Raw genomic sequence first — 22,060 nt, 5'->3', positions numbered from 1 at the left:
ATCTCGCCTAATTCATTTTCAATTTAACTTGATGAGTTCTCTCTTATACTTAAAGAATGTTTTCATTTCTTCTGTCTTATGTATCTTTTATTTTTTCCCTTTTCTGTGGAAAAGGGGACGGAGCTCCGTCTAACTATTATTTCAGTTGTTTGATTTTAACATCAATAGATGTTCTTTCTTTCGCAGTTGCTATCTCCGCTGGATAACCCGCTGCTATTACACCAACAATATCATATTCCTCCGTCACTTGAAGAATCTTTTTCCCTCTTTCAGATGCACCAATGGAACACCAAAAGGCTCCTACCCCTTCTTCCCATGCTAATAACATGAAATTTTGGATAAAGCATGAAACTGCTGCAAGATTTTCTTCGCGTTCCAATTCATTTCTTCCCTTATGAGAAAGGACAGCAAACAATACCGTCGCATCGCCAAAATTTAGTTTATGATTTAGTTCTGCCCTTGTTTCAGGTCCAATAAATAGCACTTCCCATGGTTCTGTTAGTTTATGATTCGGAGCGAAGGCAGCTATTTGAAGCCATTCTTTCACTTTCGCAAGATCTAAAGCCTCTGCTTTAAATTTTCTTATTGTTCGCCGATTTTTTATTATTTCGGAAAGATTCATGGTTTCATCTCCTTTTCTTTTTCCTTTTATTATATTTTAGTACTCCCCTATTATACCTGTTATTTCTAACTAACCGCAGTATTCTATTTTTTTAGAGAAAAATAGCACAAAGTCCTGAACTGACTGAGTGGGATAAACAAAAACCCTCATAAACACCACTAGTACAAAAGGGTTTACGAGAGCTTTAACATCCAAAATTAATTTGGCTCTTACTTTTTCAAACGAAATGGAACGGTCGTTACAATAACGTTTCTGCGATAAAGAAGATGTGCTTTTAATAAAAGGCTTGATTGATTGTGCAATATATTATGCCAGCTTTTTTTCGTAATAAACTGCGGAATAATAACGGTCACACTATTATGATTTTCCTCCCCTTTTTCTTCAATCACATCTATAAATCTTCGCAATGGTCTAATTAAACTTCTATATTGTGAATGCAATGTTACTAAGCGAATATCCGGTCTGTAAGATCCCCATTTTTCTTCCATCCTTTTTTCACTTTCACGATCAAATGCAACATACACCGCAATAATGGTATCACCAACCGTTTCAGCATAGGCTAATGAGTTTTCCACTACTTTTGTTATTCCAGCAATAGGCAAAATCACAATATTCCCTTGTAATTTTTCTGTTTTATAGTGATGATCGAGACGTAATTGATTCGCTACATTATTATAATGATTATTAATACGGTGAAAAACATACACAATGATAGGTAAAAATAATAGTACCGACCATACTTGTGTAAATTTAGTTGTAAATAAAATAGCTAAGACAGTAAACGTAATAATTGCTCCAACTAAATTGATGCTTAATTTTAGTTTCCATCCTGTTGGTTTTTCTTTCAGCCATTTTATTATCATGCCAGACTGCGATAAAGTAAATGGAATAAACACCCCTACTGCATATAACGGGATTAGCATTTCTGTATCCCCGCCAAAAATAATAATTAAAAGTATAGAAGCAATGCCCAATGTTACAATCCCATTTGAATAGCCTAACCGATCACCGCGAATAGCAAATATCCTCGGCATATATTTATCAGCTGCCAAGTTCACTGCAAGTAAAGGAAATGCTGCAAAGCCGGTGTTAGCTGCTAACACCAATATAAGAGCAGTTGTTACTTGGATAAAATAATAAAAAACATTTCTTCCAAATACTTCTGATGCTATTTGGGAAACAACTGTTTCTTCTGCTTTAGGTGAAATTCCAAGGTAATACGCTAAAAACGTAATACCTGAAAATAATACAGCAAGAATAATTCCCATCATTGTTAACGTGCGAACAGCATTTTTTGCAGACGGTTCTTTAAAATTCGGGACTGCATTCGAAATAGCTTCTACTCCTGTTAGTGCAGAACAGCCAGAAGAAAAAGCTTTTAATAATAAAAACAAGCTCAAGCCAGGCACAACGGTACCAATTGGTGTATGTACTGAATCCGGCACTTCTCCATTCATTATTTTCCACAAACCAGTTCCTAATAAAATCAATAAAGCAAGCACAAATAAATAAACAGGATAGGCTAGAATCGATGCCGATTCGGTAACTCCTCTTAAATTTAAAATCGTAATAAACAAAACAAGCAGACAAGCAATCGGGACATTATAACCATGCATAGATGGAAATGCTGATGTGATTGCATCCGTTCCAGCAGTTACACTTACTGCCACTGTTAAAATATAATCAACTAACAATGATCCGCCTGCAATTAATCCCGCATTCTCTCCGAGATTATTTCTTGAAACAACATAAGCACCACCACCATGTGGATATGCATAAATGATTTGGCGATACGATAATATTAATGCGGTTAATAGAACAAGCACTCCCATTGCAATCGGAAGAGAATACCAATAGGCTAAAGCTCCAATACCTGCTAAAACTAGTAAAATCTGTTCTGTTCCATATGCAACTGAAGATAATGCATCGGAAGAAAGAATAGCTAATGCTTTTAATTTATTTAATTTTTGATCTCCTAATTCCCTTGTTTTCAATGGTTTGCCAATAAGTATTCTTTTTATTACCGTTTTATTCATGTTTCTTCCCCCATAAAACTCAGATTATAACCCATTCTTTCTACCCTACTCGAATTTTCATTTCTCTTTTTTCCCAACAAAAAAAGACCACAGAGGATTACCCGTGGTCGCTAATAACGATCATACGAATCATTCCCCTCTCTTAACGCTTACGGAGTTAGCTGTCGGATTCGGGCAGTTTGAGAGTTTACCCTACCTTTGATTTCAAAGGATTCACCCCAAGTACAATTTATGTACAAATGGTGGGTCCTCCGTTCCAATTGGACTCAGCGATTAAAGAACTTATTTTCTATGCAAGATATTACTCCTGAATACACCGAATGTAAAGGACTCAAAAACGGAAAAAAACGACAAAAATCTTCAAATTAAGCGATTAAAGGTGATTTATAAGGAATAAATAAATCAAATCTCTTTCTTACTCATTATTTCAATGTTTCTATAAACTTTATTAGTAAATAGTGAAAAATTATTAAATTTTTTTCACAGAAAACCCACATGGAAAGTAATTACGGAGATTAGAATAAAAGGCTGTTTTCTAAAAGTTTGTTGTTTTTGAATAAATAATAAACATTGTGAAAGCACTGAGCAGCCTGCATACACGTAGACTCCTGCGGGAAAAGCGAGAAAGACGAGACCCCACAGGAGCATAGCGACGGCAATGAAAAAGTGTTTTATTAGATAAATTATAGGTGAAACACTTAAATTTATTAGGGTAAAAATGGTATAGAGAGTTTGAAAATGACTATCATTTTGGTTAGGAGAGGCGTCCGCACGACTCCTGCGGGATTAGCGAGACAGGCGAGACCCTGCAGGAGCGTAGCGACGAAGCGGCTCGGCGCTCGCCCCGCGGAAAGCGTGTGGTAAGCCTCGGAAAACCGAACGAAAACCTCTTCGTTGCTTGGATTGTCACTACCTATATTTTGTAGCATTCACTTTTTCAGTGGCCTCAGCATAGCGACGAGGAGGCTCGGCACTCGTCCGCGGAAAGCGAAGTGTATTCAGGCTGCGGGGTAAATAACAACAATCTATACGAAAACAGCCAAATAAAAAGAGGGATTCTAAAAGGTAGTATACATCCTTTTAGAATCCCTCTAATTGAAAATTAATATGCTAGGCTAAATAAACCTTTAATATGAGTTAAGTAACGAACATTACTTGCTTCTTTCATTAAAGTTGCTGGCAGCCCTTTTAATGGTGTAGAGCTTGCACCAATGATCGCAACTCCGTCTTTACGGCCAAGACTTGCTAAAGTTCCTGAATTGATTGGACTAAATGATTCAAATGATTTGCCTTCAAGATAAGCAAATAGATTGTATCCAATTAATTCACCCATTTGCCAAGCAATTTGTGCTGTCGGTGGCGCTGGACGACCATCACCATCTGCAGGGAAGTATACAGCGCTATCTCCAGCTACAAATACTTCCGGATGTGATGTTGACTGTAAGAAATCGTTTACTGTTGCGCGGCCGCGGTTTACTTCTAAACCTGATTCGCCAACTAATGGGTTTCCTTGAACTCCACCAGTCCATACAAATGTATTTGTAACAATTTTTTGACCATCTTTTAAGTCAACTACATTGCCGGCTACATTTGTTACAGGCAATCCTGTTAAGAATGTTACACCACGTGCTTCCAAGCTTTTTGTTGCACGCTGAATTAAATCATCTGGAAGAACAGGAAGAATTTTCGGTCCTGCTTCTACAAGCAATAATTTAATTTCTTTGAAGTCTACACCATATTTTTTTGTTAAATTCGGAAGGATATCAGCAAGTTCACCAACTAGTTCTACACCAGTTAATCCGCCGCCGCCGATTAAGATTGTAGCATCTTCTTCTTTTTTTGTTTTTGCATATTCTTGAATACGCTCTTCTACATGCTTGTAAATTTTGTTTGCATCTTCAGCAGATTTTAATACCATGCTGTTTTCTTCCAAGCCTGGGATTCCGAAATATGCTGTTACGCTGCCTAATGCAACCACAAGTGCATCATAAGTAAGTTTTGAGCCGTCTGTTAAAACAATCTCTTTATTGTCAACAGAAAAAGAATCAACCGTTGCGATTTTTAAATCAACGTCTTTACCTTTTAATAACTTTTCAAGAGGCATTGCCACTGCTTGTTCTGCAACATTTCCAGCAGCAAGACGGTGTAATTCTGTAATAATTTGATGTGTTGGATATTTATTAATAACCGTAACTTTTGCCTGTTCTTTCGTATAAAATTTACGAACATTTTGAGCTGCTAAAAGTCCACCGTATCCAGCACCTAAAATAACGATATGTTTTGACATAGTTTAATCCTCCGTCCTTATTCCTTATCAAAAATAATGCTTACAGGCTGTCGACAAACGCTCGATTTCTTCGTTGTTCGCCTTACTCGGATGCTCATTACTGGGTAACAGAGGATGAACGACTAAGTACGTCACGTCCTGTGACAACGTCGTTCTGACCAACATCCTGTTGCCCGCCGCTCCTCCCAAGGCTTCACGCCTCGAAATACAAACGTTTTCGATCACCCTGCAGCTCCTGCAAAATATATTTTGTCTACCCTCTAATATTTACTTTTGCTGTTCTTTTTCTGACATAATTTGAAGGTAGCTTTGAGTAAATCGGAATAATTTTTGTGCTTGTGGGTCTTTTAACAATTTTAATAATCCAAATACTCCAATTGTTTCATTGCTTTGTTCAGCACGGTCTTTTGCTTCGATTGCAGTCGCAGCTACACCTTTAACTGAATGCACAACAGGCTCCATAATTTCTGTAATAGCGCCAACTGTGTCGCTTTTTAACACTTCGTCTGTTGAAACAGATTGAGCAAAATCATACGTTTTTGTTAAAACATTTACTAACTCTGTTATTTTTGGAAGTTGTTCTACTAACGTTGTCAATGATTCTTGAACTTCTGGCTTAAGTAGCTGATCTAACAAATCTTGACTTACTGTCAGTTGTTTTTCAGCACTAGTTTGCGTAGTTGATTCTGACATATACTAATTCTCCTTTTCCATAAGCATATTAAATGCCTAAATAGTTTTGGTTTTGTTTTACCGTACTTTTGTGATTTTATGCACAAAAGTTCGCAAACGAGAAGTATTACATTTTAAGGCACGAAAGCATTCCGTAAATAATAAATGGATAATAATACCAAACTATTAAATAGACTCTAACATAGGGCCCTTATTTAACTCCTTTAATATAATACCACTTTTTTATTAAAAATAAATGTGAGAATGACAAAATTTTAGATATTTTTTAGTAATTAAGACTTAAATCACTTTAGATTAAATTTTTGACATATATTTAGCACTTCTTACCCTATATTAGATGCGCACCAGTTTTCAGCTAAACTCCTCTTTTAATATCAAATTTCAATATCTACGACAATGCTGTCTATTCTGCCTACTTCTCGAATATACGCTGCCACTGCTTGATGCTCAGGGTTTGGTTTGTATAATTCAAGTGCTTGTCGATCTTCAAATCGAACCTTTAATACGACTTGATATTCTTTACTGCTGTCAGCAAAATTTAAACCTGCCTGCAAGTCGATTATACCCAACATTTTATTTCGTAAAGCCCGAAAACGTTTTATTACTTCATGTAGTTGTTCTTTCGTTGTCGTTTCGCTAAATTTTACAAGAACGATATGATCTATCATAATGTACCTCTTTCTTCGTATAAGTTTTCTTGTTTATTTTAACGAAAATTTTCAAGTCCATCAAATTAAAAAATAATTTGTCCGTTTTTTTTTGCCTTCGTATTTGTTTTTCCCGCCGCCGTTCCTCTCATTTGTACTGATTACCATGCAAGGAACTGGCAATATCGGATAAAAAAATCAATTAAGAAAAGCGCAGGCGCCGGAGCTAGACACTAAACTAGGTTCAAAATTTTATACTTTCTTATCTTTTGAAAAAATCCACAAGAAATATTTCCTGCGGATTTTTCACTTTCATGGAATTTACTTCTTGTCACTTAAATGGGATCCATGCTCAATTATTCTTTTGTAAATTCGATTGTACTTCTTACTGTATCTATCGGTCGAACTAATTTTTCAATTTGATCTCGTTTTGGTTCTAAAAACGGTGGTAAAGATAATTTTTCTCCGAGTGTTTCATATGGTTCATCTCCCATAAAACCAGGTCCATCTGTTGCAAATTCAAATAAAATATGTGGAGCTACTCTTACATATAAGGATTCAAAGAAATATCGGTTTACGTATCCAGATGTTTGGAATCCAAAGTTTTCCATCCTCTCAATCCATGATTGTAATACTTTTCGATCTTCCACACGAAAAGCTGCATGATGTACTGTTCCAAACCCTTGATGAGCTTGAGGAAGTGCAGCATTATGCTCAACAATTACTTGAGCACCATTTCCCCCTTCTCCTACTTCAAATAAATGAAGAGAATCTTCTTGTGCAATCTCTTTAAATTGCAGCACTTTTTCCATTATTTCTTTAAAATAATCGAAATTTGCAATGGTAATAAATACAGGCCCTAAACCCGTTATTGCATATTCTAAAGGAACAGGTCCCTTTTGCCATGGCGTGCCCGAAACAACCCCTTCATTTTTTTCATCTGAAATTAACTGATACTGTTGATCATCAAAATCGACAAATGAAAGTGTTTTTTTGCCGAACCGCTCCTTTATGCCACTGTGTTTTATTTCTAACCGATCGAAACGTTTCACCCAATAATCGATTGCTACATCCGTTGGAACACGGAAAGATGATTTCGAAATTTCGTTCGTACCATGAACACCTTGAGGAATTCCCGGAAAATCAAAAAAAGTCATATCCGTACCTGCATTTCCCCTATCATCAGCAAAAAACAAATGATACGTTTGGATATCATCTTGATTTACTGTTTTTTTTACTAAACGCATCCCTAAAATATTGGTGAAAAACTGATAATTTTTTTCCGCACTGCTTGTAATAGAAGTAACATGGTGTATCCCTTTTAATCCATTCATCGTAATTCCTCCTAAACTTTATTTACTAGAATTATTCCCTAAATCATTCTTTATGTTTTCAAATTCATATATCTTTAATTAAAATATTTTTATTTCGAGATAAATATATCATGGTGAATTATTCCTTGTCAAGAAAACGAAATAATTAATTCTGTGTTGAACCTTATATAGTTTATTCTTCGATAAAAATAGATAGAGTGCTATCCACTTTGTAGGAAGCACTCTAAATGTATGTAAAATTATGAAGACAGTAATGGAATGGTAATTTCAAATGTTGTACCTTGATTTATTTTACTGTGTATTTTAATGTCTCCATGTAAATTATGAATGATTTTAAAACAAACCATTGTGCCTAAACCGGTCCCTTGATCTTTAGTTGTATAAAAAGGCGAACCGAGTCTTTTTATTTGTTCCTTTGTCATTCCCTTTCCTGTATCTGTTATTTGAATTTCAATATTACCTCCTCTTTTTTCGGCATTTATAATCAGCTCTCCTTTCTCTTCAATTGCTTCTATGCCATTTTTCATTATATTTAAAAGAACTTGACTAATTTCATTACTATTTGCTTCTATATAAAAGGATCTATTCACTTTATTTATTATCGTCACATTATTTAAAAGAGCGAACGACTCTGCTACTTCTACGACATGAAAAATAATTTCTTTCATATCAATCTGTTCTGGAGATGACACTTTCGTTTTAGCAAGAGACAAATAATCATTGATAATGTTTTCAGCTCTTAATAATTCTGACTGAATTAAATCAATGGAACTGACCTGTTTTGTCGTTAAATTCGTGTCACTTTTCAACAATTGAATAAACCCTTTGACAACCGTTAGTGGGTTGCGAATTTCATGGGCAACGGAAGCCGCCATTTCTCCAATTATTTTTATCCTTTCTGATTGTTGTATCTTCACTTTATTTAGTTCTTTTTCTTGCAACGTTTCGATAATATAAATAACTATAATGATCGTTACAATATGAGATACGTAAAAATAGGCAATAAAACTTGGCAATACCTCTTCTTGTACTTTTCCCGTGTACAAAACAGCCAGTATAATGAGTGAATTACTTATTAATGTGAAAATTACACTGGCGATTAATTTATTTCTGAAAAGAAGGAGTTGATATTTTTTTATAAAAAAAAGAACAAAAAAAGATGCAAACGAATAACAAATGATCGTAATGAAAAAACCTGCATTAACGCCCAATAAAAATCGATACACAAAAATAACAATGGTAGTTATTATCCCGACCTCATAACCGCCATAAAAGAAAGAGATTAGCCATGGGATGGCACGCAAGTCATAAAAATGGCCTGGAGCAAGCTTTAACGGAAAACTCATAGAAAGAATAACTGTTAACGAGCAAAATAATCCTAATATGTACTTCTTATCTTTATCTAACTCCTTTTTGTAAAAATAATTATAATAAAGCAAAGCAGGCACTAGGACAATTAACAAAGTTAATAAATAATTATCAAATCTAAACATTTTGCCTCCTCTTTTTCAACATTATTGCTGGTTTATATTCACCCATATTCCTTTATATCGTATCGCTATTTCTATCAGAATTTAATAGAATCGTTTCTTTTTATACAGATAAAAAGCCATTCTTACATTAAAATGGCTTTTATCAAATATATACGCTTTAGAAATAAATTTTTCCTGCTTTTTCATTTAAGAAACTAATAAAATATATCACTGCCAATAAACAGCTGCTCATCCTATTATAGGTTATTGCTACTTTTTTTTCTTAAGATGCCATTCTTCAGACGCTTCCATCTGCATATTTGCATGAACGTTTGTCAACAGTTCTTTCTGCTTTTTAAAAATTTCTGATTTCGTTGATACAGCTCTTATTTTTTTTACAAATAAATAGATAACAGTATACATCACTACTAAAATAATTCCTGCGACAAGTCCTGCTCCTTGACCTTTCACTAATGGCATGCTGCCAATAACGGCTAATAAGCTTATTAACACAAGGTAGGAAGAATAAGGATAGCCTGGAAACTCCTTTATTTCACTTATCCAATTGCCTTTCCTCCGATATTTATAATGCGTGGCCATAATTACGACATACGTAAACAATAAAGCAAATCCACCTGAACTGACTAAAAAAACATAAATTTTTTGAGGAAGAAAGGTACCTAATCCCAATCCAATGAGCATACCTACTCCTGAAAATAATATTCCTCTATATGGAACATCTTTTTTACTTTTTATCCAAGAGGGAGCATGACCTTCATCAGCAAGAGAGCGAATCATTCTGCCAAGACCAAACATCGATGCAAGCATGGTAGACAATATCGCTGTTACAAGTACGATATTGATGATCAAGCCTGCCCATCCGAGACCATATCTTGATAGCGCTGCAACCATCGGACTAACCTCTTCCGTTAAAGAAGCAGTTGGTATTAGCGGCAATAATACAGCAATCGTTAAAATATAAAGGCCAATCAACATTACCACTGTATAAAAAATAGCTTTTGGCACTGTTTTATGTGGATTCTTCGTTTCTGATGCTGCTAAACCAATTATTTCAAACCCCGCATATGTAAAGATAACAATTAACATACTTCCTGCAATGCCGCCGATTCCAGCAGGAAACCAAGCCTCCGTTGCTAAAGCACCAACCCCGACTCGTGGAGCTCCTGGCATGAAACCAACAATTAGTAAAACAGCAAATATAATAAACCCAATTAGAGCAAGAAGTTTAATCGCAGCAAGACCGCTTTCCAATTTGCTTAATCTTTCTGCACCTAATAAGTTTACTAGCGTTACAGCAATGATTACACCTGAACCTATCAGCAGCACGCTTGCTCCAGGAAGCCATTCTCTTAAAAGGATGGCGACTGCCGTTGCCTCACTCGACATTGCTAAAACTATTCCTGTCCAGTAAACCCAACCGACTACAAATCCGACACCAGGTCCAAACGCCTTTTCTGCAAAAGTCCGGAAAGAACCTGGAGCAGGATCTGCTATAGTCATTTCAGAAAGAGCAGCAAGGATAAAATAGACTAAAATGCCTCCTACTATATAAGAAATAAGGATAGATGCACCTGCCTGCTTTATTCCAATCGCTACTCCTAAAAAGAAGGAACCTCCTATGACTGTTCCTAACGCCATCATTGTCAGCTGCCATGCTGAAATCCCTTTTTCCATTCCTAAATCCCCCTTATTTCGATCGTTTGTTTAGATTATTTCCATTTACGCATCGAAATATGAGGATAGGAATATTTTATTAATAGTTAAGAGTGTAGACAAAGTATAAAACTGCAAACTTTCAAGCCGATTAAAACCAATTGTTTGTTGACAGCTTATATTGTTTATTTACTTCCCTTTTTCTTATTAAACAAATACATTTGCATATCCTCATACTCTTTCTCTCCAATAATGCCTAAGCATTTAAAAAGATAGGAGTATGCATAGATTTTATTTTGAATACGTCCGCTTTGTTTCATTAGTATCACCCCTACTTTATTAATATTAATCGGAAGCAAAAAAGTTTCCTTAATACAAAAAAATAGGCTAAGATAGACAACACATGCCTACCTTAGCCTATTTTTTTATTAATTTTCTATTTCTATTTTACACTTTTTATCTAGTTGGGAAACCAAATACATATTGCGGCGGAATTGTCGTTTCTTTTTGAAGCTGCGCTGCTGCCTCTAATGTCCAATAAGGATTTCTTAGCATTGCTCTGCCTACAGCTACAAGGTCTGCTTCTTCGTTTCCAACGACAGCATTCGCAAGCCCTGGTTCATCTAACCTTCCTACTGCAATAACGGGAACATTTAATTTTTCTTTAAAAGCTCGTGCTAATGGTACTTGATATGCCACATGAGTGCCTGGTTTTCCTGCCGCTGCGATTGGACCCTCTCCTCCAGCGCTAATATGGAAAAGATCTACGCCTGCTTCTTTATATTGTTTCGAAAACTCGACGCTTTCATGAATATCATAACCACCTTCTACATATTCTTTTGCAGATACACGCATAATTAATGGCATGTTTTCAGGCATCACCTTTTTGGCGGCTTTAATAACTTCTACGCCAAATTTTGTTAAGTCTTCACCATATTCATCCTTTCTTTTATTTGTTAACTTCGAATGAAATTGATGAATTAAGTAGCCATGTGCACCATGCAGCTCAATTGTATCCACTCCCGCTTTTACAGCACGTTCAACTGCTTGTTGAAATTTCTCTACCATCCCTTTTACTTCTTCTGTTGAAAGCTCTTTAGGTGTTTTTGACTTTTCGTCAAAAGCAATCGGAGATGGTGCAACAGGCGTTTCTGCATCTTCTGCTTTGCGGCCTGCATGGGCTATTTGAATACCAACTTTTGCACCGTATCGATGACATGCATCCACAATACGAGCTAATGCAGGAATTTGCTCATCGGACCATAAACCTAAATCAAAATCAGTTATGCGGCCATCTGGCTCGACATCAGTCATTTCTATAATTATTAAACCAGCACCGCCAATTGCTCGGCTTACATAGTGCACATAATGCCAATCTGTTGCAATGCCATCTTTATTTGCAACAGAATATTGACACATCGGCGGCATAACGACACGGTTTTTTAATTCCAATCCTTTAAAAGAAAACGGGCTAAATAAATGTTCCATTTTTATAATTCCTTCTTTCTTTCATGAATGTATGCTCATGCATATAAAATATCATCGATTTACAAACGAGTCAAATGATAACACTTAATGTATGCTGTTCAATTTACAGAAAGGATCTTTTGGTATAGATTGTTTGTTATCTAACCGCAGCCTGAATACACTTCGCTTTCCGCGGACGAGTGCCGAGCCTCCTCGTCGCTATGCTCTGCTTAAGTCTCGTCTTTCTCGCTTTTTCCGCAGGAGTCTACGTGTATTCAGGCTGCTCAGTGTTTCAACCATGTTTATTATTTTATTTAAAAACAACCAACTTTTAGAAAACAGCCTTCGTTTATACATTTTCCGTTAATTGCTGCGTCACCTCTTTAATATCTTGCTGAAGTTTTTTTGAGGAAAGAGCAGTTGCAAGCGTCTGATGAAAGGTTTCATTTGCTGCTTGTAGTTTTTCTTGTCCATAAGATGTCAACGAAGTGTAGATTCCTCTTCTGTCATCTTGACAAATATGCCTTTCTAGCGCCCCACAGCTTTTCGCTTCCATTCTTGCAACAAGCCTCGATAACGCACTTTGACTTAATCCAACCATTTCATGCAGCTGCTGCAGCCTTAATTTTTTATCAGGAGCTTTTGATAAAAATAATAGCACATAAAATTCCCTTAAGCTTAATGTATGTGCTTCTTGTAAAGCACTTTCCAACTCATTTGCCAAATTGGCCTGAATTTGTGTAAAAGACAGCCAGCTTTCTAGTAATCGATTTTGCTCGTTTAATTTCATGTTATCTCCACCTGTATTCGAATAAACTATTGCAAACGGTCTTATACCGTTTGCACCTTGTTAATAATTAATTGTAACCACTAAAACTTTTACTAGTCAAATACAATATGAAAAAAGAGGATATTCTAATTATTTTCATTAGAATATCCCCTATCCTTCAATTTTTACCCTCTACCTGCTTGAAAAGATGGATATTTTGTCATGCCTCCGTCTGCAAATAAAGTAATGCCTGTTACATAACTCGATTCAGTGGAGGCCAACCATGCTGCAACAGCCGCAATTTCTTCTGGTTCTCCAATATAGCCTAAAGGAATCATACTTTCTACATCTTTACGTTTTTTTGGATCTGCAAATTTTTCTGCATTAATCGGTGTATTAATGGCACCAGGACCTATACCATTTACGCGGATTCCTTTTGGAGCATATTCCAATGCTAATGTTTCTGTTAACATTTTTATTCCGCCCTTACTTGCAGCATAATGAACAAATGTCGGCCATGGGATTTTTTCATGAACACTAGACATGTTAATAACATTTCCTTTTATTTCATTTTCGATAAAGTATTTTATTGCTTCACGACTTCCTAAAAATGCGCCTGTGAGATTGGTTTTGATCACTTTTTCCCAATCCTCTATAGACAATTGATGAGACGGAACAGCATTTTCGATTCCAGCATTATTAACAAAAATATCTAGCTTTCCAAATTGCTCTATTGCAGTACTGACAAGGTTTATAACATCCTCTTCTTTTGTTATATCTCCTTTTGCAATAACAGCTTTTCCTCCAGCTTCTTCTACTTCCTTTTTTACAAGCAATGCTTCTTCCTTTTTTGAGAGATAATTTATCACGACATGACATTTTTCTTTTCCAAAACGAACTGCCATTGCCCGACCCAGCCCTGTAGAACCGCCAGTAATGACAACTACTTTCTCTTGTAGGTCTGAATACAAAATAAATCCTCCTCCATAAATTATCTTTTAGCTAGTCCTAAACATACTACCCCAATAATAATGAAGATAATCCCTATTCCGATAAAAACTAATTGACGCTTCGTTTTCTTTTCTTTTAATAAAAAAATTCCACCTAGTGTTGAAATGACAACACCTGTTTGCGATAAGGAAAAGCTGATTGCCACCCCAACCTTTGGTTGAGAAATAAATAAAAACATATTTCCTGCTGCCCAAAAAAGACCAGGGAAAATATTAAAAATCGCATACTTATTATAAGGTTTATGTTTATATGTAATAATAAAACCGCCTATAAACATTCCGATTGCTTGTGGAAATAATGCAGACCAGCCATCCACTTCAAAAAAACGAGCAATTACTGCATAACCTAAATATCCTACCGTTGAGAAAAGAAGCGTAATCACGCCCTTTTTAAACGTAGTATTTTCTTCCTTGCTTCTATTTTTATCATAAGAGGTGAGAATAATTCCACTTAAAATACATATAATGGCGATTACGCCAAATAGAATGGTTTTTAACGTTGTCCATTCGTGAAAAATCAAGACTCCAAATAGTGTAGTTGAAACAATTTGCAACCCAGTAGAGATAGGCATCGTTTTGGATACACCGATATACTCAATTGATTTGAATTGATTACTTTGTCCAAAAGCCCAAAAAATACCGGAGATCACCCCAACAATAAAAATAGTTGTGTTTAATTGAGGTTGGGCGAATAGATAAATAATAGTAGAAAATAACAACGCTCCTATCGTTGTACCTAAAGTTTGACTATAAGCTCCCCCTCCAATTTTTACATTTAGTAACACAATACTTCCCCAAAAAATGGCGGGAAGAATAGCTAAAAATAAATCCACTGTCATCTAACCTCTTTCTATCCTTATACTTTAGTTATTACCTTTGTTCATCTACTTTAATCAGATGAAAATGGTACAAAATATGATTATTTTACTATGTTCCACTAATAAAAACATAACATAGAAAGCGGTTAACGAGTAGCAATTTTTGCAATTATTCTATTATATTCGACATAACTTTCCAAATTACCCATGTTTGCTTATTGCATCGAGGAGAGTGAAATATATATTAAGGCTTGGGACTGGCACTAGCACATCCATCAAACTACAAGCATTAAAAAAAGGCAGTATTTTTCCGATAACATCGAAAAATACCGCCCATTATATATTAGACTACATGAAAAGAGATTTATTCTATCAATCTAGCTATTTTTATTCTGCACTAACTAATATTTTCACTTGATTTTTTTCGGTAAGTAAAGCTTCGAAACCTTGATCTACTACATTATCTAACTTTATTTTTTTTGTTACTAATGTATCTGCAGAGAAATAGCCTTTTCTCATTAAGTTCATAACAGATGGGAAAATATCACGATAAGCTATAGTTCCTTTTACTGTTTTTTCTTTGATAACAATGTCATTGGGAAGGATTTCTGCTGGTTTTTCCCAAATACTTACGATTATTGTTTCACCAGCAATTTTTGTTGCTTGAATTGATTGTTTTAAAACAACTGGCACACCTGTTACTTCAAATGAAACATCTACTCCACCATTTGTTCGGCTTGCAATCTCTGCAACTACATCTTCATAGTCTGCTGGACTAATAACTGTTGCTCCAAGTTCTTTTGCTTTAACTTGACGTTCTGGAGATAGTTCAATAGCATAAATATCGGTTGCTCCTGCTGCTTTTAATGCTTCAATAGTAAGCAACCCGATTGGTCCGCATCCAAACACTGCAGCAGTATCGCCTGCTTTAATTTTACTTGAGCGAACAGCATACAATGCTACTGCTGATGGTTCTACTAAAGCACCTTGCTCATAAGATAATTCATCCGGTAATTTATGTAAAAGCTCTTCATCGACGGTTACATATTCAGAAAAACCGCCGCCTCCGCCAGAAAGGCCTATAAAGCCCATATTATCATCTAAATTGTATGCACCTTGATGGCCATGTGTTGCAACAATTGGTTCTACTACGACGCGGTCACCCACTTTATAATTTGTAACACCTTCTCCAATTTCCAACACTTCACCAGAAAATTCATGTCCTAAAGTTATTGGTGCTATATCCTTTGTTAACGGATGCGGCTTATCAACTGGAATAAAAATAGGACCGCCTAAATATTCATGTAAATCACTTCCGCAAATTCCACACCATTTTACTTTTAATTTCACTTTTCCTGGTTCTACTTGTGGTTCCTCTATTTCTTCTAAACGTATATCCTTCTGCTTATACCATCTTAAAGCCTTCATGTTCTTACATCTCCTTTGCTTCATGCTATATGTATATTAAAACATATATAGCATATTAAAACGCTTATTTTCCATAAAGTTACTAATTTTGACACAAATTCTCTATCACTTAAAGGCCTTTAAGTCTTTTCATCATAACGAAACATTTTTATTATATTATATATTACAAGTATGGTAAATTTAATTATAATTAACTTTAATTACCTATTACTTAACTACAGGTGGGGATTTAGATGAATATGGAACAGTTGTATTACATTGTGGAAATTGCTGAAACAGGCTCCTTAAAAGCTGCTGCCGAAAAACAAAATATAACGTTGCCAGCGTTAAGTCAGGCAGTAGCAAAACTAGAAAAAGAGATAAATATTGAATTATTTCACCGATCAAGAAATGGATCGTATCCAACAGAAGAGGGTCAGCGTCTTATTAATATCGCCTCAGAAGTAATAATGAAACTACAAGAGTTTAGGAACGAAGCGGAAAGCTATACAAATACGTTAAAAGGTGAAATCAAGATTGCAACGTTTCCAGGTCCAATGGAAGTATTAGTTGAGTTAATAACTGCCTTTAAGAAAGCATATCCTTTTATTCGTGCTTCCATTGATGAAAATAATTCCCAAACGATTATGGATAGGGTATATCACCAAGAGGTTGATATCGGCTTGCTTATATATACAGACGATGATATAGAAAAAAATAAACAACTTGTATTTAATAGACTGCTAGATGGTCATATGATCGTTGCAGTTAACAAAAAATCACCACTAGCTAAAGAATCGCTTATTACAAAAGAAATGTTAAAAAACCAGTCTATTATTCTTTACAATGATCATTGTATTACTGAATTTATAAAAAACTGTGACTTTCTTGCAAATAACATGGAAATTCTATTCACCACAAATAACGTTGAAACGATTCGCAACGCGTTGGAAAAAAATACGGCTATAAATATCGGCTTTGATTATTCCTTTGAAACGGTTACAGGATTATCCAATAGTGACAAATATGTCACCATTAACTTTGCAGAATCACTAGATAAAACATACTATTTCGGATACGTTTATGCGAAAAACAAAACGTTATCACAAATTTCAAAAGAATTTATTTATCGATTAAATAAGTCTATTTGCGGACTGATTACAAATAGATAGAGGCAGACTATATTATTTAGTCTACCCTTAAAAGAAGTTCCGCAGCGTGAATACACTACGCTTCTTGCTTAGCGAGCGCCGAGCCGCTTCGTCGCTACGCTCCTGCAGGGTCTCGTCTGTCTCGCTTTCTCGCAGGAGTCTTCGTGTATTCACGCTGCTCTGCGCTATAAATGTGGAGGCTGCTTCTTTCCATGCGCCATGGTGCAAATTTTGCATGGGTGTCTACCCCGAATTATTTCGTGCTTTGTATAAAATATGTTTTTTTCGTTAACAGAAGTATTGGTTTTCATTAGGAACGTAAAACACTGCCGATAAAAAATGACAATATCCTGATGTCTTCGACGGCAATGTTCATCTAAAACTTCGAAGCCCCTTTATCATTCTGTTAAATGATAAAGGCGCTTCATTCTCTTTTTTATAACTTTCTCCTTTTTGATGGTGCTGATGAAACAATAAAATAACTAATCACTAATACTAAGATTGCACATGTATATAACAGGGTATGTACAGGATTATCATGGTACACAATAATTAAACGCACCATCGCCGTTATGCCAATATAAAGAAAATAACGCAGTGGAAAATGATAATTTTCTTGAAAATATTTAACAATCATCGCGATAAACTCAAAGTATAAAAAGAATATCAATATTCTTTCTAACAGCTCGTAATGGCTTTTCTGTTCTTGGAGAAAGATAGAAAAACGAACAAAATAATAAATTTCTCTACTCATTAAAATACTTAATGTAACGGCAAGCAGCACTAATGATATATTAAGGATCAGTTGAAGAATGAATGAAAGCTTTATCTGTCTTTTTGGTGATTTTTTTTCCACTTTTCTTGATTCCACAATATTCCTCCAAACTAGATATTTTTTCTATATTGTTATTTTACATATAAATGACTTTTCATCATAGAAAAATATACTGAAGGTCCATTAATCCTGAAAAGTTTTTTATTACAACTGAAAATAATTCTACTTTGAAATTTAATCCTCAAATAAATGAATCAACTGTTCTGCTGTATAGGTTGGCGGCTGTTCTATCGCATCTTGTAGATGATAGAGAATAATGGATATTACAATTCCTGATACATAATAACCGAATAATATCTTATCTTCCTTTTCTTCAACTGTATATGCATAATAGTCGGTGAACTGATAAAACATTTCTGCTAGTGGATTTGGCATGCCGCAATCTTTATGAATAAAACTGAAAATGCTAGTATGATCAGATAAGTATGTAAATAATTGATCCAGCTTTTGTTCAATTTGTTGTGTTGTGATGCTTTCTTGGTTGGCGGGAACAGCACAACATTCTATTAATTCCGAACATTCTTTTTTAATAATTGCTTTAAACAAATCTTCTTTACTAGCATAATAGTTATAAATAGAGGCTCGGCGAATGTTACTTTTTTTTGCAATATCTGAAATCGTAATAGCAGAATAATTTTCCTTTTCGATCATTAATTCTATAAATGCGTGATGCACTGCTTCTTCAAATGGATTGCATGGATGATTACTTGTTTTCTTTGTACAGACTGGATTTCCAATTATCCAATCCAGTTGATTTTGATATTGTAATTTGTGAATCTTTTCACAAATGTATTCAGGTGACAAAATCCTTTCTTCGTTCAACCAATACAAACAAACGGAATAATAATATAATGCATGATAATGGGCAGATAAATCATGTTTTTGTGCAAGGGAATCACCTTGTTCTTCTACACAACTTTGCAGGAAAAATTGATGAAAATTAACAAACGGAGCTTTGTTTCTATTCATTAATGTTTGAAAAAAGAAACGGTGTTTCATGATAAAATGGAGAACAGATTTTTCTCTTTTATTTTGCTGATTTACAGTTTTGCTCTTTTTCTCTTGTAGAGATTTAGCAATTGTTTGCTTTAATTCTTTTTTCATACCTTCAATAATATCATTAAACAGAGCATATTTATCTTTATAATATTGAAACATAATACTTCGGCTTACATGTGCTTGTTCTGTAATTTCTTTTGTTTTTATATAGCGTATATCTTTTTTCATTAGCAAGTCCATCATCGTTTGTTTTAAATTCATAATTGCTCGTGAGTCTATTTCATTTGTACATGACATTATTCTTCCCCCTATTGATAATAAAACACTTTTTCATTAGGAATATGTCGCAACACTCTTCTTTTCTGTTTTCTTTCATAAGGAAAACTATAATTGTTTAACATCCAATATATTCTATAAAACGGAAGAAACAGGTAAATACTCCACCTTATTGTTATACCATAATATACCATATTAAAAAATGACGATTTTGTGAACACAACTAAAAATTTATTTGGGATATGTACGTATTCAAGTATAATCGCAAAACGAGACGAGAAGTTAAAGTAAGGGTAGAATGATATTTATAGTTTAAAATAAAGGCTCTGTTAATGCTATTGTTGATTTTCAAAAGGTCAGGGAATCCACTCCCTTTCCGCGGAAAGCCTAGTGTATTCACGCTGCGGAACTTCTTTTCAAGGTAGCCAAAATAATCATTTTGAGGAGGAATTTTATGCTGACAGGCAAAAATATTTTATTGATGGGAGGAGATTTCCGCCAAAAAGAAGTCATAAAAACATTAGCTTCATTACAGGCAACCGTTTATTTAATTGGTTTTGATGAACTAGAATATGTAGCTGACAATGTCATTTATGTAAAAAACACAGAGGCCGCTTTCAACATCATGGATGGGATTCTTTTACCTATTCCTGGCGTAAATGACAGCGGGGAGATTGAATCAAGTTTTTCATCGTCAGAAATTTTTTTTACCAACGAAATGTTGGAACAAACAAAAGAAGACTGTGTTATTTATACGGGAATCATCACCCCTTTTTTACACCAATTAGTAGAGAAAACCAATAGAAAACTAGTAGCTCTTTTTCATAGAGATGATGTTGCCGTTTTAAATTCTATTCCAACTGCTGAGGGTGCATTAATGCTTGCTATTCAGCACACAGCTTTTACTGTGCATCATGCAAAGGTGATGGTTTTAGGTTTCGGGAGAGTCGGCACAACAGTAGCGAGAGTTTTTTCGGCTGTTGGTGCGAAAGTGAGTGTATGTGTGAGGAAGCCTGCTGATGCTGCCCGAGTGAAAGAAATGGGATTAACGCCTGTATTCATGCAGAATCTGTCTAATATTACAGCAGAAATAAATATTTTCCTAAATACAATTCCTTTTTGCATTTTAGATGCTGCTATTATTTCCCGCATGTCAAAAGATACCCTTATTATTGATCTTGCTTCTAAGCCAGGAGGAACGGACTTTGCTTTTGCCAAAGAAAAAGGAATCAAGACGATATGGGCATTAGGGCTGCCGGCAAAAGTTGCACCAAAAACAGCTGGAGAGATTATCGGGAATGTTCTGTCTGAATTAATGCAAGAAGCATAATCTTTAGACAGCTCAGTAAATAAATAAAGGAACGAACATATTTACTCAATGATTCGTTCCTCTTACTTTACCTATCAAGATTTTAAGATATCATCAATTTTTAAAAGCTCTTCTTCGCTAAAATCAAGATTTTGTAAAGCTGCTACATTATCTTCAATTTGGCTGACTTTGCTTGCTCCAATTAAAGCAGATGTGACTTTTCCTCCGCGAAGCACCCATGAAAGGGCCATTTGTGCAAGACTTTGACCTCGCTCACCTGCAATTTCATTGAGTTTTTTTACACGATGAATGATTTCTTCTGTGACTTGATTTTCTCCTAAGAACCCTGTTGGTTTTGCTGCTCGCGAATCAGTTGGCACTCCTGACAAATATTTATTTGTTAATAAACCTTGTGCCAACGGGCAGAAAGCGATAGATCCGACGCCATTTTCCTCTAAAACATCCTGCAGTCCATCTTCTATCCATCTGTTAAAGATGGAATAGCTAGGCTGATGGAGAAGCAGAGGAGTTCCTAATTCATTTAATATTTTTACTGCTTCTTTCGTTTGTTCCGTACTATAACTGGAGATGCCTACATACAATGCTTTTCCTTGACGCACGATCTGATCAAGCGCTCCCATTGTTTCTTCCAACGGAGTATCAGGATCTGGACGGTGAGAATAAAATATATCAACATAATCTAGACCCATTCTTTTTAAGCTTTGATCAAGGCTTGCAATCAAATTTTTTTTAGAGCCCCATTCACCATAAGGACCTGGCCACATATAAAACCCAGCTTTTGAGGAGATGATCATTTCATCTCGATAAGGAGCAAAATCTGTTTTTAACATTTTTCCAAACATTTCTTCTGCAGAGCCTGCTGGGGGACCATAATTATTGGCAAGATCAAAATGCGTAATGCCTAAATCAAATGCCCTTCTAAGCATGGCTCGGCCATTTTCATATGTATCTACTCCGCCAAAATTATGCCAAAGTCCTAATGAAATTGCCGGAAGCAATAAACCTGAACGCCCAGTCCGATTATATTTCATCGATTCATAGCGATTTCCGTCTGCTTTATAAACCATTGTATCCTCTCCTTATTTTAAACAAATTGGACATAAAATGAACTTTAAAATCAAGCGCTTTCATTTCTTCTATCATACTATGCATCTTTCATTTTTACTAGCAGGATAAAAAAAGTAGCACAAACCATGCCTTGGTCTGTGCTACTAACTTAGTATGTTTTGTCTA

Annotated in this window: 19 protein-coding genes and 1 riboswitch; of the genes, 2 read left to right on the top strand and 17 right to left on the bottom strand. The window is 35.2% G+C overall.

All coding sequences use genetic code 11. The features are described from left to right. Positions 1–136 precede the first annotated feature (136 nt). The 14 genes from ACTYA4_RS15305 to ACTYA4_RS15240 form a co-directional block, all read right to left on the bottom strand. A complete protein-coding gene (locus ACTYA4_RS15305; RefSeq protein ID WP_445505709.1) occupies positions 137–622 on the bottom strand; it encodes a nitroreductase family protein in 486 nt (161 codons plus the stop codon). A gap of 209 nt (positions 623–831) precedes the next feature. Continuing rightward, the gene (gene kimA, locus ACTYA4_RS15300) at positions 832–2,658 is read right to left on the bottom strand and encodes a potassium transporter KimA (protein ID WP_443483485.1); all 1,827 of its coding nucleotides are present in this window, start codon (positions 2,656–2,658) and stop codon (positions 832–834) included. 132 nt (positions 2,659–2,790) lie between these two features. Then, positions 2,791–2,940, bottom strand: a riboswitch (cyclic di-AMP (ydaO/yuaA leader). Positions 2,941–3,760: 820 nt separating this feature from the next. Continuing rightward, positions 3,761–4,945 (bottom strand): NAD(P)/FAD-dependent oxidoreductase, encoded by a 1,185-nt coding sequence (locus ACTYA4_RS15295; RefSeq protein ID WP_443483486.1) that lies wholly within the window; start codon positions 4,943–4,945, stop codon positions 3,761–3,763. 267 nt (positions 4,946–5,212) lie between these two features. Next, positions 5,213–5,638: a helical membrane plugin domain-containing protein gene (locus tag ACTYA4_RS15290; RefSeq protein WP_443483487.1), complete on the bottom strand. Its 426-nt coding sequence runs from the start codon at positions 5,636–5,638 to the stop codon at positions 5,213–5,215. A gap of 374 nt (positions 5,639–6,012) precedes the next feature. Further along, positions 6,013–6,306 (bottom strand): Dabb family protein, encoded by a 294-nt coding sequence (locus tag ACTYA4_RS15285; RefSeq protein WP_443483488.1) that lies wholly within the window; start codon positions 6,304–6,306, stop codon positions 6,013–6,015. A gap of 335 nt (positions 6,307–6,641) precedes the next feature. Next, entirely contained in the window at positions 6,642–7,619 is a 978-nt protein-coding gene (locus ACTYA4_RS15280; RefSeq protein WP_443483489.1) for a ring-cleaving dioxygenase, read from the bottom strand. Positions 7,620–7,858: 239 nt separating this feature from the next. Beyond that, positions 7,859–9,112: an ATP-binding protein gene (locus ACTYA4_RS15275; protein WP_443483490.1), complete on the bottom strand. Its 1,254-nt coding sequence runs from the start codon at positions 9,110–9,112 to the stop codon at positions 7,859–7,861. A 249-nt stretch (positions 9,113–9,361) separates the two neighbouring features. Further along, positions 9,362–10,786: an amino acid permease gene (locus tag ACTYA4_RS15270; protein WP_443483491.1), complete on the bottom strand. Its 1,425-nt coding sequence runs from the start codon at positions 10,784–10,786 to the stop codon at positions 9,362–9,364. A 164-nt stretch (positions 10,787–10,950) separates the two neighbouring features. Next, positions 10,951–11,085 (bottom strand): hypothetical protein, encoded by a 135-nt coding sequence (locus ACTYA4_RS15265; protein ID WP_443483492.1) that lies wholly within the window; start codon positions 11,083–11,085, stop codon positions 10,951–10,953. A gap of 136 nt (positions 11,086–11,221) precedes the next feature. Continuing rightward, a complete protein-coding gene (locus tag ACTYA4_RS15260) occupies positions 11,222–12,253 on the bottom strand; it encodes an NADH:flavin oxidoreductase/NADH oxidase (RefSeq protein WP_443483493.1) in 1,032 nt (343 codons plus the stop codon). 328 nt (positions 12,254–12,581) lie between these two features. Next, a complete protein-coding gene (locus ACTYA4_RS15255) occupies positions 12,582–13,022 on the bottom strand; it encodes a MarR family winged helix-turn-helix transcriptional regulator (protein ID WP_443483494.1) in 441 nt (146 codons plus the stop codon). 164 nt (positions 13,023–13,186) lie between these two features. Then, complete coding sequence (locus tag ACTYA4_RS15250; protein ID WP_443483495.1) at positions 13,187–13,972, bottom strand: glucose 1-dehydrogenase; 786 nt, start codon at positions 13,970–13,972, stop codon at positions 13,187–13,189. 20 nt (positions 13,973–13,992) lie between these two features. Next, positions 13,993–14,844 (bottom strand): GRP family sugar transporter, encoded by an 852-nt coding sequence (locus ACTYA4_RS15245; RefSeq protein WP_443483502.1) that lies wholly within the window; start codon positions 14,842–14,844, stop codon positions 13,993–13,995. A 372-nt stretch (positions 14,845–15,216) separates the two neighbouring features. Further along, complete coding sequence (locus ACTYA4_RS15240) at positions 15,217–16,257, bottom strand: 2,3-butanediol dehydrogenase (protein ID WP_443483496.1); 1,041 nt, start codon at positions 16,255–16,257, stop codon at positions 15,217–15,219. Between the two features lie 233 nt (positions 16,258–16,490). Here ACTYA4_RS15240 and ACTYA4_RS15235 point away from each other — a divergent pair, with 233 nt between their 5' ends. Beyond that, complete coding sequence (locus ACTYA4_RS15235; protein WP_443483497.1) at positions 16,491–17,408, top strand: LysR family transcriptional regulator; 918 nt, start codon at positions 16,491–16,493, stop codon at positions 17,406–17,408. 415 nt (positions 17,409–17,823) lie between these two features. Here the strand turns inward: ACTYA4_RS15235 and psiE are convergent, their stop codons facing one another. Together psiE and ACTYA4_RS15225 are read right to left on the bottom strand one after the other, a co-directional pair. Further along, the gene (psiE, locus tag ACTYA4_RS15230; protein ID WP_443483498.1) at positions 17,824–18,258 is read right to left on the bottom strand and encodes a phosphate-starvation-inducible protein PsiE; all 435 of its coding nucleotides are present in this window, start codon (positions 18,256–18,258) and stop codon (positions 17,824–17,826) included. Positions 18,259–18,396: 138 nt separating this feature from the next. Then, entirely contained in the window at positions 18,397–19,518 is a 1,122-nt protein-coding gene (locus ACTYA4_RS15225) for a TetR/AcrR family transcriptional regulator (protein WP_443483499.1), read from the bottom strand. Positions 19,519–19,951: 433 nt separating this feature from the next. Here ACTYA4_RS15225 and dpsA point away from each other — a divergent pair, with 433 nt between their 5' ends. Further along, positions 19,952–20,827, top strand: coding sequence for a dipicolinate synthase subunit DpsA (gene dpsA / locus ACTYA4_RS15220; protein ID WP_445505708.1), 876 nt, complete (start codon positions 19,952–19,954; stop codon positions 20,825–20,827). Positions 20,828–20,901: 74 nt separating this feature from the next. Here the strand turns inward: dpsA and mgrA are convergent, their stop codons facing one another. Further along, on the bottom strand, positions 20,902–21,894 hold the full coding sequence (mgrA, locus tag ACTYA4_RS15215; RefSeq protein ID WP_445505707.1) for an L-glyceraldehyde 3-phosphate reductase: 993 nt from the start codon (positions 21,892–21,894) through the stop codon (positions 20,902–20,904). Between the last annotated feature and the right edge of the window lie 166 nt (positions 21,895–22,060).

The sequence above is a fragment of the Niallia yueguangensis genome (assembly GCF_052663115.1).
Note: the sequence above shows the minus strand (reverse complement) of the source record. Positions and strands in the feature narration are given on the sequence as shown.